Source organism: Microcoleus sp. F10-B2, assembly GCF_036704965.1.
GTDB lineage: Bacteria > Cyanobacteriota > Cyanobacteriia > Cyanobacteriales > Microcoleaceae > Microcoleus.
This window is the reverse complement of record NZ_JAUBTB010000138.1, coordinates 1-13146: the sequence shown is the minus strand read 5'-3', so window position 1 is coordinate 13146 and position 13146 is coordinate 1. Positions and strand designations below refer to the sequence as shown.

The window sequence follows — 13146 nt, the reverse complement described above, 5'->3', positions numbered from 1 at the left end:
CCGCCCGTCCAGAAAGGGCGGGCTACGAGAGCCCACCCCACTTTCAAGAGTGTAAATTATTTAATTCGCGATCCTAACAGTATTAATGCCACAAATTTTGCGCTGTCAGCTAGGGACACGGCATTGCCGTGTCCTGATCGGTACCTACCGATCGACATATTGCAGTAAAGTGTCCACACTAGCATTGTGGTCTATGAAAGAAAACAAATGTTTGAAGACGAGTTTTCCTTCTGCATCCAAAACAAACTGAGCTGGCAAAGGAGCACCTAAAGCCTGACCGACTTGATAAGCCCGAAACACTCTTACGCCTGGATCGGACAGCAGAGGCATTTTCAAGCCTAAATCTCTAACTACAATTTGGCTTTGGCGATCGTCGGTACTGGTCACCATCAATAATTCTATGTTGCGATCGGCAAATTTTTCCCAGTTTTCATTCAAAGCTTTAATATGAGGAAAACAGAAAGGGCAATATTGCTTTTCAGTAAAAATCCGCGTAAAAGCCAAAATTACCGGCTTATCGCCCCGATAATTGGACAGCCGCACCAATTTGCCATTATTAATATCAGGTAATTCAAAATCTGGGGTCATCTGTCCCAGCTTCAGAACATTTGTCGCGGGAACAGGCAATAAATTTTGGAAAAACCGCTGATTTAACAAGCCGCTAAAATTAGTAGAAGTCAGCATATTGCCTAATTTGGTAATTGGTAATTGCTAATTGGTAATTCAAAATCCGGTTACATGAATGGGCCCGCGGGTAGGGACACGGCACTGTCCCTACAAATATAATGCGCTTAAACCGCAGCAAAGAATACCTTAGACTTGACCGGATCGGGAGTCATAGTCTTGTCACCGGGCTGCCAGCCGGCGGGACAAACTTCATCGGGGTGAGACTGGACGTATTGGATAGCTTGCAGAGTGCGGAGAGTTTCGTCCACGTTGCGGCCGAAGGCAAGATTGTTGATAGTAGAGTGTTGGATGATGCCTTCTTTGTCGATGATGAACAGACCTCTGAGGGCAATGCCTGCTTCTGGGTCGAGGACGTTGTAGTCAGAACTAATTGTTTTTTTGAGGTCAGCAACTAAGGGATAGTTGAGGTCGCCGACACCGCCTGATTTGCGGTCTGTTTGTATCCAAGCGAGGTGAGAGAATTCACTGTCAACGGATACGCCGAGGATTTCGGTATCGATTTTCTTGAAGTCCTCGAAGCGATCGCTAAATGCTGTGATCTCAGTCGGGCACACAAAGGTGAAGTCCAAGGGGTAGAAGAACAGGACTACATACTTTTTGCCTTTGTAGTCTGACAGTTTAATTGTCTTGAATTCTTGATCCACTACGGCTGTGGCTGCGAAATCGGGTGCAGCTTGACCAACCCGGAGGCATTCACTGGTCATAGATTTTGTTTCCTTTTTTACGAACTGTTACAAATATATCATACTCATAACGACTACAAGTATCTTCTCTAAAAGTCAAAAAAAACACGCTCTCAATTTTGAGAGCGCGGTTTTTTCGATTAAATCATGGCTCAGGCGGGATTTGAACCTGCGACCTTGGGCTTATGAGTCCCCTGCGCTAACCACTGCGCCACTGAGCCAAACTTACTTCACGATTTACTATCGTAGCACGGTAGGGCTAGCTATGTCTAGTATTCATACAACACCATTTATAATAACTTCTAGTAAAAGTTATGAGTTTTGCTAATCATTCAAAACCCATAACTTCCGACCAGTCGTTACCGAGAAGCGCTGGACGCATCGTCGGGCAGAAAAGCCATTGGGTTGATAGCACCCTGTCCGGCGGGATGAATTTCAAAGTGCAAGTGCGGCCCGGTACTGAAGCCTGTGCTGCCCATTTCTGAAATCTGTTCCCCTTGAGCGACTCTCTGACCTTTTTGCACCAAAATTCGGCTGTTGTGGGCATAGACAGTCTCAGTGCCGTCAGGATGGGTAATTTCCACCAGATACCCGTAGCCGCCGTCGTTCCACTGAGCATACGTAACCACCCCGTCTGATGCTGCCACAATTGGCGTGCCGATCGGCCCTGCAATATCAATTCCTTTGTGCATCCGTCCCCACCGCCAGCCGTAGCCAGAAGTAAGAACGCCCTTAGACGGCCAAATAAACCCGTTAGCCGACTGTTTTTTGCCGTTAGGCAGATAAGTATCAGGGTTCGACAGCGGAGGCAGTTCTGGAGAAACCATGCGTCCCAAAGACGGGTTGCTCAGGGGGTCGTAACCGTCTGCTCCCAAAGGAGCAGTTGCTACCATCGGCCGATCCTGAGCAGAAGTCGGCGTCAGGTCGATCGGTTGCAGTTCCGCGGCGCTAGCGGGGTCATAACGCTCTTGCTGCTGCTTCTGAACCTGCTCGGACCAGGCTCTCGACGGCGGTCTGCTGATTTCATTCTGCACCGCCTCAGTATAGTCGGGGGTGTAGAGATATGGATTGACACTGGGGAGATCCTCAGACGGGTTGCTCGAGGGCCCGTCAGCCGGAGCCAGGGACACTGCATTTGCGCCGATCGAATTGCGCTCGGCACGATATTCCTCTCGCAGCCTCACAACTTCTGCCCTCAAGCGTTCGGCATAAGGGTTGAGAGCCTGCTGGGTGGAGAGAGCCTCCGGATTGGACTCAGGTAAAGCGCTAGTTTGAGCGGCATTTAAACCCTGGGCGCTAGCATTTGGCAGGCCCGCAGGCTGCGGGTATTCTCCCGTAGCGATGGCGGTAGCCGTTGCATTTGCTGACCGGGGCAGGGCACTGGTGTCAACTGCACCTGTAAATGTTGGTTCGCCTTCAAGCTCCAGCTTCCTGGGGTCGCTAATCGCTTGAGAAACTTGAGTTAGCGAAATGCTGTTAATTTTCGGAACCATCGGCGCTGAAATATTGTTCAGACCTTCCAAGTTCGCCAGGGGAGACACAACGGGCACTGTTGGCGCGGGTGCTGCAACCCCGGCGTCGGTTATTTCCGGGGTAGACGAGCTGGGGTTCATAGATGCGGGAACCGAAGCTGCAGACCGCACAGATGTAGAGTTGGAGGCAGAATAAGAGGCTGCCGCCTGCACCGCTGGATTATTTAACCGAACTTGAGGAATTTTCAGCCGTTGATTGACATTCAGCAAGTTGGGGTTGCCGAGTTTGTTGACGGAGATCAGCTCATTGGGCGATACCCCGTGACCTTTGGCGATCGCATCTAGGGTATCTCCCGGACGCACGCTGTAGAGCACCTCAGCCGGCGTGGCGGTACTTCCCGCAGGGGGGACTAGCACAGCCGAGGGCAAACTGGGTGTTGCCAGAGACTGTTCAATTGACTCGAATGCTCGATCGGCCGATGCTGCTTGACCGACCCCAGCATTTGGAATTATAGGTGTCGCCCCGAGGTCGGGAATAGTTGTCTGAGTTGCATATCCGGGGGCTGCCAGCGTCGGTGCTGACTCCGGCAAAGATGCCGCAGGTGTAGATGAAGTTGCTCCCCCCTCAGACCCGAACCCTGTTCGATCCGATTCTGTAGTGCGGTTTTCCTGTTTTTTCAAACTGTCGATCGCCCCGTCTGCGTTCGGGCTATCGATCGAACCTTGTTCCGGTACCGTCGCGCCCAGCGGAGTCGCTGCGGTTGATGGCTGCCCTGACAGGCCTGCACTATCCAACGGCTCGGAGCCAGTCAGATTTAACTCTTGTTCGGGATTGACTGCTGCGCCCTCTAGCGAAGCCGCCGCAGTATAGCCGGCGTTCTGTTGTGGCGCGGCGTCCGTCCCAGTCGGAATTCTGAGTTCTTGGCCCACTTGGAGTGGGGTATCGGGTTTGATGCTGTTGGCAGTTGCTAGTGCCAAAGGTTCAACTTCATAATCCCGAGACAGTTCCCAAATGGTTTGTCCCTGCTGCACCTTAACCGCCACCTGGTCAGAAGGCGATCCTGGCTGTTCGACCCTGGAACCGTCAACTTGTGCTGCCGTAGCGGGCCCGTTTGCCGAGACTGGCTGTACTTCAGCGGTGGATTCTGATGTCGGTGCGAGTTCAGACGCGCGAGCGCTGTCTCCATTTCTCGGTAGCAGGATGCCAGAAGCACCTACCGATATTGCCAGCCCGATCGTGGCGAGAGAGCGAACTCTGCCAGTGCTGAGCGTTGTCTGTTTCGACGGTTCTGCTGAACCGTCTCTGTCGATTTCACTAGCCTGAACAGGCTTAATTTGGGGATATGTTCGTTTCAAAAAAACGACCTCCTACTGAGAAGCGCTAACTGTCCTTGGAAACACTCAAGGGGATCGCATGACGCTGAATTTAAATCAACAAGCAAAAATATTCTGATTGTTGAGAGCTATCATGCTTAGGCCAGATTACCTTGCTTTTTTAATTTAGACAAGCTCGAACCGTCATAAATTTTAAAATTATCGGTTCAACCTGCTGCAATTACACCCCAAAAGCCTTACACTGCAATAGCTGGAACGAATACATAAAATCTGCGTTCCGGTAAGGCTCAGACTCTCACCTATTATCCGACTCTACGCTAATTTCCGGACTGCTTACAACCGTATATTTACTAGATGTAGCGTTCAGAGCCAAGCCCGTACTCCCTTCAAGCCCTAAATCGGTGAATTTCTCTGTTTTTGTTGCTCAATTGTCTTGCGAGTAATTTGGTGTTGCTGATAACAATCTGTTTTTGGATGAATAAAATATATTAATCTCAGCTATCTAGATTCTCCTGGCTTTGATACAAATTTCTTATATTTAAATGCAAATTAGGCCGCCCTAGGCAGCTATTAAATATCTATATATTTATGTGTGGATAATGATTTATCGCAGCTCGCCCAACTGTCGTTTAGCCTCAAATAAACCTACAGCGGCGCTGACAGAGAGGTTCAAACTCCTGACTCCAGGCTGGCTCATGGGAATAAAAACTGTGGCGTCGCAGGCATCTAAGACGAATTGGGGAATACCAGCAGTTTCCGAGCCAAACATCAGCCAGTCGCTGGCCTGAAATTGGAATTCGGCGTAACTGCATCGCCCGCCAGTGCTGAATCCGATCGATCGCCCCCCGCGCTGCTGCCGACAGGTCAAAAAAGCCGCTAAATCTTCGTGGCAGTGGAGGTTGACGTAGGGCCAGTAATCTAAGCCGGCCCTTTTGAGGTAGCGATCGCTAATTTCAAACCCCAGCGGGCCGACTAAATGCAGTTCCGTGCCTGTAGCGGCGCAAGTGCGGGCGATATTGCCAGTATTGGGGGGGATTTGCGGGTGAATCAAGACAAGTTGGGGCATGAAGCTAATTAACAGCGCTAACTACAGCTCTTGGGAAATCTAGAAATCTACCCAAAGGTAGATATAACTTATAGCTTTTATTTATGGCCTTTGTCGAGTTCCATTGATTAAAAATTCTGATTTGTTTTTTGGGAGCAGCTCTGTAACTTTTTCGCACGAGATTCGGGCTATTTGTATTGTTAGCTGAGTACGGATAGCCCGGGGCTTTCAGTAGCCTCCTGGCTATGCTGCCGGTAGTTTAGGCAACTAATTGGGCACACAAGTTGTCTTCGAGCTCCCATTCTTGGTGAGCCATGCCCTTAATCCCTTGCAAAATAATACTGCGGGTGTCCGAACCGCCCTCGTGCAGCTTCAACCACTGCAGGGCGGTGTTGCCTTCCCGAAGAATCTTTTTGAGGGGGGAGAGAAAGCAGCTAAAGCCGCGTTTTTTGGCTATAGGCCAGACTTCTCGGTAAATTTCCTCAATCCAATCTCGTGCCAGAATAGTTCTGCCGTCTTGCCAATGGGTGAGTTCGGCATCCAAACTTTGCCGAGATGCAGCAATTTCGTTGGCATCTGTGAGAGCAACTAAGTCTTGGTTGCGGGTGGCCGCAGGCAAGGTGCTGAGTTCTAAGGGGTCTAAGCTGGGGTCTTCCATCATCTGCCAAATGCGAGCTTCTAGTAAGGCAGTGATGGCCAGCAGGGCCAGAGGATTGACTTCGAGGTCGCAAATTCTCAGTTCGAGGCGGTTGAGACAGTAGGGACGGCGATCGCCATTTGGCCGCACGGCAGACCACAAATGGCGGACGTTTTGCATGGTGCCGAGTTCTAGCTGTTCTTCAGTCCACTGGATGTAATGTCTGTGACTTTCAAACAGGGGGACGATGGCTGGAGTTTTGGGAAACAAACCCCAGCGAGTGGAATGATAGCCCGTGACTTCGCCGTCGAGGAAGGGGGAAGAGGCGCTCAAGGCAAGGTACAGCGGTGCTTCGACGCGGGCGAGGCGGATGGCCCGCATCAGCAGTTCTGGTTGGGAGATGCCGATGTTGATGTGAATGCTGGCGGTGACGACTTTGGTGCCGTAGGTTTGCTCGATGTAGGTGTGGTAGGGGTTGTTGGGATCGGATCTGTAAAATTGATCGCTCCCTCCGAGAGACAGGGTACTTCCCGGCAGCAAGGTATAGTCGCCCAATTGTTTTAAATACTCGCGCAGCCGGACTCGCGGCTTGACTAAGGCGCACAACAGGCGATCGTAGCTGCACAGCGGGGCGGTCGTGTACTCCACATTGCGGCTATCAGGCTCCCGGACAAATCCCTCTAGATCGGCGACTATGCGATCGGAGAGACCGACCACCTCACCTTGGGGCGTCCCGGTATACATTTCTACTTCAAAGCCTTTTGATAGCAGCACGTTTGTTCCTCAGCTAAGTTGAGTGCTAGTTTCTAGTATCCCAAAAATTGACCTGTTCATACTATCTTCCAAGAGGCAGAGTTGAAATTTTTCGGGACTGGCACTGAAACCGGGTTTTGAGGCATCGAGCAAGTTTGAGCATTTGTGTGTTAGTTGCGGGCCGAGGTGGCAAATCCTGGTACCGCAAAGAGCTTCCGAGGCGGTTTTAGAGTCAAAAAGGCTGTTTGTTCGATCGCGGGCGTGTTGAATTCGGCATTCGCGGCGATCGAACTTATGGTGAATAGAACCCACTCCTGCCTCAGTTCGAGATCTATTTTCTGCCTTGAGGGGGATAGCCGCAGATATATCTTGGGTGCGATTCTAAAAGAGGGCTCTGCAATATTTTTGAGCTATAATATTAACCCCTAAAAATCCCTGTGAAAGAGCAAGAAAGAACCCCTCCCAATTTTTGGAATATGCTAAGCAATTTAGCCTTAGTCCGGTTTTTGCTTTTATTTGCTTCTGGTTGGGCTGGACTGCAACTTTTAGCTTACTTTGAAACGGCAGTCGCGGTTTTCACCATTGCTGCACTCGTGGCTTTTTTGCTCAACTATCCGGTGCGAACTCTCCAGCGATTTTTACCGCGAAGTTTAGCTGTCGCCTTCGTTGTCTTGCTCGCCATTTTAGTTTTTGGCGGTCTCACCGTCACCCTAGGGGTCACTCTTTTATCTCAAGGACAGCAATTAATTGACAGCATGACTGAATTTGTGAATGCTCTGGCACCTCTGTCCGAGCGCATCGAAGCCTTCCTGCGGGCGAGAAACCTGCAAGTTAACCTGCGAGTTATTGAGGAACAACTGCGAAATCAAGCTTTGGCTGGAGTTGTTTCGAGTATTGCTTTTTTACAAGTATTTTTAACCAACTTATTGAATTTAATATTAATTATGGTGGTGGCTTCTTTCATGTTACTAGATGGAGAGAGGCTGTGGCTGTTGGTTCTCAAATTTATACCCCGACACCTGCACAGGCGTTTAAGTGTAACAATAGAGCGAAACTTTTTAGGATTTTTTCAGGCACAAATTCTGTTAATGTTATTTTTGACTACAGCAAGTTTTTTAATTTTTCTGCTGTTAGATGTGAAATTTCCCTTGATTTTAGCCTTTATTATCGGATTGTTTGATTTAGTTCCTGGGATTGGAGCGACCCTGGGAATTAGCTTAGTTTGTTTTATTGTATTGTCTCAAAGTGTGTGGCTAGCTTTAAAAGTATTGGCAGCTTGCATTGTTTTGCAGCAAATTCAAGACAACTTTATTCATCCGAGACTCATGCAAAATTCGCTTAACCTCAATCCGGTAGTGGTATTTTTTGCACTGTTAGTCGGGGCGAGGTCGGCAGGACTTTTAGGCATATTTCTGGCTATTCCGCTAGCGGGAGTAATAGTTAGCTGGTTTGAAATTGAAGAAATGCAAGCGGAAGGTTAATTGATACAGCTATCGTATTTTATATCAAATCCGGCTGAAAAAGCGGGTTTTCACTTACCTACTAGAAGTGCGATGCTTCAAAAACTATCCTTTGCCCAACGCGGCACTAAAAATAAATAGAAAAAAGCTAAGTATGGTGTACAGAGCCGTGCGAACCTTACTGCCTAAAGTCAATGAATAAATTGTAAGTCCGTAGGAAATCTTTCTTCTTCTGGTTCTGGATCGTAGATGTAATCGCAGTCAAAGCGCAGAGCTTGAGAGTGGCGACTTATAGAAAATCCACAATTACTCACCATTTCTGTAGTAAAAGTTGCCATGACTAACTCAATGAGTTTTCTGTAAGAAATGTTAGGCAGTTGAACGTAATAGGCGCGTCTGGCAAAAAATATTCTCTCATCTTTCGGGAGAATTATGCCATTAATTCTGTGTGCGTGTTGAATCGGCTTGATATAGGTTTCAATAAACTGGGACTGATTTTTTTGCAGTCTCGCTAATCTTTCGTGTTGCAACCAGCTCATTTGAAACACAATTTTAATAAATTCAAAGCCCAAAATGTAGTTAAAAACATTATTGCGTTCTTCTGTACTCAAGACGAAGCGGAGTGCAGATTCTAAATATTGGTCTGTTTCTCGGCGCGCTTGTTGAGCTGAGTGGATGTAAAATTGTTTGATGTAGCTTCTTAAATCTGATTCGTTTAATTGTTTTTTGACTCGGAATCTGATTAAATACTCTTTGACTCGGTGTAGAGTATCTACATCTTCAAACATTTTTGAGACTAAACCGTCGGCTGTATAGTCATCTAAAAATTCTGCTTGCAAGTCGGGAGTAGAGGCGCACAATATGTAGCAAAGTGACAAGACATAGCGCCGCTGGTTCCAAGGCAAGCTTTGGGCCCAATCTTTAACTTCTACAGGGAGTTTTTCCAGCACGGTATCTGTGTGGGGGCGTTGAGCAAGGTCGGCATATTTATGTTTTTGTTGAATCATTGCCTGGAACCTTAACATTAGTAAATTGACCGGGTAATATATCGCAGGTAAGTAGGATTTTAAAGTAGAGGCGGAGAGTAAAAACTTATATTTATTTTTTATATATCTTAAGATACATGACGTAGCGGGTACAGGGCGTGATCTGTCTCACACTTTTTGGGACTTGTCATCACAACTGTTAGTTTTCTGTATCACATTTTGAGGCCGCGAGTGTCACGAGAGAAACTTATCCACGTCACTGGGGTAACGGCGGGTTTGGTTGATTATTAAGAAAGGGTGATTCATAACTCTTTGTTAGTAATGATTACTGAGGTTAATTATGAACTCGACTACAAGTATTTTTCCTAAAAATCAGTGCCAACACTTAAGTTTTGGCGATCGCCTCGTCCAACCAGTGCGACAGTGGCTCGATCGCATTGCAGTGGGAGATCCGCAAGTAGCTCGGTGGTTGTGCCAAATTATACCAGCACAGTGTCCTTTTGAGAGAGATATCCAGCTATTGGGACACCATCTTTTCCACATACCGCCTATGTGCAAGCTGAATCCTGTGTATGAAGAATTAGTGGGGTTGCGTTTTCGGTCGCTCTCCTTTTTAGCTGACGTGTGCGGGGAAGATGTAACGCCTTACTGCTGATTGAGGGGTGTCATACCTCGATCGCCATTGATGTGAATTGTGTACGGGGTGCGTGAAACTCCTAGTTGTGCGATCGGTAATTTAAGTCATAATCGTTGATAATAACACTGGATGCCTCTAAATAGGAGCAGGCATCCATCGTCGCGGTTAAGCCCAAAATAACATCAAACGGTAACATAAAAACTATTTTTACAAAAATAATTTAACAAGCTACTTTGGCACAGGGAAGTGAATATGTTTAACGCAACTGAACTGCTGATTAATGCTTTTGTAAATCGGCTGATTGAAGGCTACCGCTACACCTACGGTGGGTTCAAATCTGACTATGGTGAAATTATTGCTTGGGTAGCGAGTATGGCTTTGGAAAATATTGCTAATAGCGATGCTCTTTACCACAATGTGGAACACACTATTTTAGTGACATTGGTGGGACAGGAGATTCTGCGCGGCAAGCACATCCGCGAGGGTGGTGTTTTATGTGAACATTGGCTGCATTTCCACATTGCTTTGCTGTGTCACGATATCGGGTATGTGAAGGGGGTTTGCCGGCAAGATCGAACTGATTTGAGACTGTATGCAACGGGGATAGACGATTTGCAAGTGAAGCTACCTCCGGGGGCGACGGATGCGAGTTTGACCGCTTATCATATCGATCGGGCAAAAATGTTTATTGACGAGCGTTTTGGCGGTCACAAACTGATTGATGCTGAGCTGGTTAAGCGTAATATTGAGCTGACTCGTTTCCCGGTTCCTGCGGATGAAGATTATCAAGATACTGTGAATTATCCGGGTTTGGTTCGCGCGGCCGATTTAATTGGTCAGTTGAGCGATCCGCGATATTTGCAAAAGATTGCTGCGCTGTTTTACGAGTTTGAAGAGACTGGGCAGAATCGGGTTTTGGGCTATCAGAATCCCGGGGAGTTACGGGATGGTTATCCAAAGTTTTATTGGAATGTGGTTTATCGGTATGTAAAGGATGCGATCGGCTATTTGGAACTGACGCAGCAGGGAAAACAAATTGTTGCTAATTTGAACGCGAATGTGTTCCGCGTGGAGCATTCTGAAGTGGGAGTTGAGGATGTGGCTGTGGTTCGTTAGGGTTGGGGTGGATTTGGGGCGATATTCATAGTCCTGGACGCACAGATAACGCAATTCTGTCATTGCGAGAGAAGCGAAGCAATCTCAAAGCCTTGTTGCACCGTTACAATGCGTCCAGGACTGATATCAATTCCGGTTGCACTCCTTATGATATAGAGGACACGGCAGTGCCGTTTCCCACCGCGATCAATTGTAGGGAAACGGCACTGCCGTGTCCTTGATGTGGGTATCAATTCCGATGCCAACGGATTTGATAAAATTCAGCAATCCTGTTGATATTGCAGCGCTAAATCTTCGATGAGTTCAACCATTGCGCGAACCATAGGCATTTTAGTGAGAATTTCGATCCAATACCATTGTCCGTTGGGATTTAGTTCGATAAAATAGAGCGTATCGTCCTCGTCGCGAATGATATCGAATGCACCAAAATTTAAACCAAACTCGTCAAGCATTTGATGAAGTTTGTTGAGATAGTCGATCGGCAATTTGTCGGGAACATCAACCAGTTTATCCGGTTCGATGACGCGCCAATCCAAAGTCACGTCTGCATCGTTGGTATGCTGGGCATCAATGCGGCAAACAAAACTATGCTTGCCGATTAAGGTAACACGATATTCTGCTTTCTTTTGAATGCGTTTTTGAATAAAAACAGGTGCCAATCGAATGCTTTCTCGAAATACCTCAAGTGTTTCTAAATCAATGGGGCGAGTATAGCAAGCATACTGTTTTTCATTATGTAGAAATCCAGAGTAGCGCATCGCTTTAACAATGCACTTTCCCTGTTGTGTCACAAATTCGCAAGCAGCTTTGTATGAATTGGTGACGAGTGTTGGAGGGATAGTAATTCCAAGTTTTTGAGCAATTGGGATTTGGTTGATTCGATGAGATAACAATCTCATGTTGTAGTAGTTATTGATCCATCTAGCTTTCGGATAGAGTCCCGATATAGAATAAATTAAATGCTCTGTTTCTTCTCGACAATACTTGATAGCCCAATCATCATTAACTTCTGGAAACAGTTGATACTCGTCTGGTTTACGCCACCAAATCACGCCAACTTCTTGCACTTTTTTCAAGGAGTCTTCAAAAAACAAAAAACTTTGACTGGGATTGCCAGAAGCTTGCCCTTCATAAAAATACTGACTTTGTTGAATAAAACTTTCTGAATTCAATCGAATTGCTTGAACGTCTGATTTATGCAATTCGTTGATAAGGACATTTACATGATTATCAGTCTCGGAAGTTACGATCAAAAGGTCGGTCATATCTAAATTAATTAAAATAAAGTTGATAATGAAAGACCTGGAACACAAAAAAGACACAGGTCTTTCAAGAAAGAAGACTCCGATCCCAATACTCCGAGAAAATGCTAGTCGTCACTTCGTCAGGAACCTTGTCGCTGACACGTGGAGGCATCCATAGACTGGATATTAGAAGTCTGTGTAGTGGGATCGTAACTAAACGTTTCCTTGGCGGTGATGCGGTACTTTGGTAAAATGCTCAGGTGCATCATCAAAGGATTTGCTTTTTTGTCGAGAGCGATCTGGGTAGTCGTCATAACTTAATTTTTATTGAGTGATGGTTTCACACTCACAATGCTACAACTTGCACATTAATTTGTATAGTCGAAAAAAGTCGAAAAAAGTCGGATAATGCAGAAATTTTTAAGAGCTATTCAACCGTTTTTGTATTTAAGGCGAAAATAGTCGGATCTAGACGGTTATAATTTTGTTGTGGCGAGCTCGTGAGGAAAGCTAATGAACGTTAAAGAAGCACTGGCTTTTGCAGATGAAGTGGTGTTTGCGAAAACTGGCAAGCATTTGGATGATATGCAAGTTGGAGTAATTGAGGGCGTTTTGAAGCGACAAAAGTACGGCGATATTGCCCAAGCGCTGAACTGTACTGAGGGTTATGCTAAAGATGTGGGCTACGAGCTATGGGAGTTGTTCTCTGATGCTTTTGGAGAAGAGGTTAATAAATTAAATTTGCGATCGGCACTGATTCGCAAGTCAATGATTAGCAACGTTACGGGTGGCGTGATTAGTGGCAATCATGTTGCTCGTGGTCATTTAATCGGATCGCTGAATGTCTGCACATCGCAGGAAGAGTCGCCTGAGTTTTTGCGGGGAAAGCGGCAGGCGAAAATTGAGGCGATCCAACGCTTGCAAGCAATAGGATTGAGCGACGAGCAAATCGCACAATGTTTGGATCTGACGCTAGAAGAGATTCGACAAGTCGATTTGACAGAATAGAAGATATGGTTCTTCTGGGTTGGCGGTGAAAACTGTATAATAGAGGAACTTTACGCTAGAGGATAAGCTCATGGATTTTCATC

13 protein-coding genes and 1 tRNA gene are annotated in these 13146 nt (G+C 46.7%); 4 read left to right on the top strand and 10 right to left on the bottom strand.

Translation table 11 applies throughout. The features are described 5' to 3' along the window. Positions 1 to 144: 144 nt before the first annotated feature. The 7 genes from QUA99_RS30440 to QUA99_RS30410 form a co-directional block, all read right to left on the bottom strand. On the bottom strand, positions 145 to 684 hold the full coding sequence (locus tag QUA99_RS30440; RefSeq protein WP_333244541.1) for a redoxin domain-containing protein: 540 nt from the start codon (positions 682 to 684) through the stop codon (positions 145 to 147). A 107-nt stretch (positions 685 to 791) separates the two neighbouring features. Further along, a complete protein-coding gene (locus QUA99_RS30435) occupies positions 792 to 1391 on the bottom strand; it encodes a peroxiredoxin (protein WP_333244544.1) in 600 nt (199 codons plus the stop codon). Positions 1392 to 1518: 127 nt separating this feature from the next. Further along, positions 1519 to 1591, bottom strand: a tRNA-Met gene (locus QUA99_RS30430). Positions 1592 to 1729: 138 nt separating this feature from the next. After that, positions 1730 to 4198: a peptidoglycan DD-metalloendopeptidase family protein gene (locus QUA99_RS30425; RefSeq protein WP_333244547.1), complete on the bottom strand. Its 2469-nt coding sequence runs from the start codon at positions 4196 to 4198 to the stop codon at positions 1730 to 1732. Positions 4199 to 4781: 583 nt separating this feature from the next. Further along, a complete protein-coding gene (locus QUA99_RS30420) occupies positions 4782 to 5243 on the bottom strand; it encodes a tRNA (cytidine(34)-2'-O)-methyltransferase (RefSeq protein WP_333244549.1) in 462 nt (153 codons plus the stop codon). Positions 5244 to 5481: 238 nt separating this feature from the next. Beyond that, positions 5482 to 6633, bottom strand: coding sequence for a glutamate--cysteine ligase (gene gshA / locus QUA99_RS30415; protein WP_333244552.1), 1152 nt, complete (start codon positions 6631 to 6633; stop codon positions 5482 to 5484). Positions 6634 to 6642: 9 nt separating this feature from the next. Continuing rightward, complete coding sequence (locus QUA99_RS30410) at positions 6643 to 6924, bottom strand: hypothetical protein (protein ID WP_333244555.1); 282 nt, start codon at positions 6922 to 6924, stop codon at positions 6643 to 6645. 125 nt (positions 6925 to 7049) lie between these two features. Here QUA99_RS30410 and QUA99_RS30405 point away from each other — a divergent pair, with 125 nt between their 5' ends. Beyond that, a complete protein-coding gene (locus QUA99_RS30405; protein ID WP_333244557.1) occupies positions 7050 to 8093 on the top strand; it encodes an AI-2E family transporter in 1044 nt (347 codons plus the stop codon). 170 nt (positions 8094 to 8263) lie between these two features. Here the strand turns inward: QUA99_RS30405 and QUA99_RS30400 are convergent, their stop codons facing one another. Further along, positions 8264 to 9079, bottom strand: coding sequence for a cobyrinic acid a,c-diamide synthase (locus QUA99_RS30400; protein WP_333244559.1), 816 nt, complete (start codon positions 9077 to 9079; stop codon positions 8264 to 8266). A 319-nt stretch (positions 9080 to 9398) separates the two neighbouring features. On the opposite strand from QUA99_RS30400, the gene QUA99_RS30395 reads away from it, so the two are divergent. Further along, complete coding sequence (locus tag QUA99_RS30395) at positions 9399 to 9713, top strand: Mo-dependent nitrogenase C-terminal domain-containing protein (RefSeq protein ID WP_333244562.1); 315 nt, start codon at positions 9399 to 9401, stop codon at positions 9711 to 9713. Between the two features lie 234 nt (positions 9714 to 9947). Beyond that, positions 9948 to 10811, top strand: coding sequence for an Npun_R2479 family HD domain-containing metalloprotein (locus QUA99_RS30390; RefSeq protein WP_333244566.1), 864 nt, complete (start codon positions 9948 to 9950; stop codon positions 10809 to 10811). Between the two features lie 260 nt (positions 10812 to 11071). On the opposite strand, the gene QUA99_RS30385 is transcribed toward QUA99_RS30390, so the two are convergent. Then, complete coding sequence (locus tag QUA99_RS30385) at positions 11072 to 12076, bottom strand: MvdC/MvdD family ATP grasp protein (protein ID WP_333244569.1); 1005 nt, start codon at positions 12074 to 12076, stop codon at positions 11072 to 11074. Positions 12077 to 12195: 119 nt separating this feature from the next. Then, a complete protein-coding gene (locus QUA99_RS30380) occupies positions 12196 to 12369 on the bottom strand; it encodes a hypothetical protein (protein ID WP_333244571.1) in 174 nt (57 codons plus the stop codon). A 199-nt stretch (positions 12370 to 12568) separates the two neighbouring features. Between QUA99_RS30380 and QUA99_RS30375 the strand changes: the two genes are divergently transcribed. Further along, positions 12569 to 13063, top strand: a complete 495-nt coding sequence (locus QUA99_RS30375; RefSeq protein ID WP_333244574.1) for a hypothetical protein — start codon at positions 12569 to 12571, stop codon at positions 13061 to 13063. The last annotated feature ends 83 nt before the right edge of the window (positions 13064 to 13146 follow it).

Bases quoted from the DNA above. Each gene is read 5' to 3' on its own strand.
- QUA99_RS30435 (WP_333244544.1), bottom strand. From the start codon at position 1,391: ATGACCAGTGAATGCCTCCGGGTTGGTCAAGCTGCACCCGATTTCGCA.
- QUA99_RS30380 (WP_333244571.1), bottom strand. From the start codon at position 12,369: ATGACGACTACCCAGATCGCTCTCGACAAAAAAGCAAATCCTTTGATG.
- QUA99_RS30420 (WP_333244549.1), bottom strand. From the start codon at position 5,243: ATGCCCCAACTTGTCTTGATTCACCCGCAAATCCCCCCCAATACTGGC.
- QUA99_RS30400 (WP_333244559.1), bottom strand. From the start codon at position 9,079: ATGATTCAACAAAAACATAAATATGCCGACCTTGCTCAACGCCCCCAC.
- QUA99_RS30385 (WP_333244569.1), bottom strand. From the start codon at position 12,076: ATGACCGACCTTTTGATCGTAACTTCCGAGACTGATAATCATGTAAAT.
- QUA99_RS30440 (WP_333244541.1), bottom strand. From the start codon at position 684: ATGCTGACTTCTACTAATTTTAGCGGCTTGTTAAATCAGCGGTTTTTC.
- QUA99_RS30395 (WP_333244562.1), top strand. From the start codon at position 9,399: ATGAACTCGACTACAAGTATTTTTCCTAAAAATCAGTGCCAACACTTA.
- QUA99_RS30375 (WP_333244574.1), top strand. From the start codon at position 12,569: ATGAACGTTAAAGAAGCACTGGCTTTTGCAGATGAAGTGGTGTTTGCG.
- QUA99_RS30390 (WP_333244566.1), top strand. From the start codon at position 9,948: ATGTTTAACGCAACTGAACTGCTGATTAATGCTTTTGTAAATCGGCTG.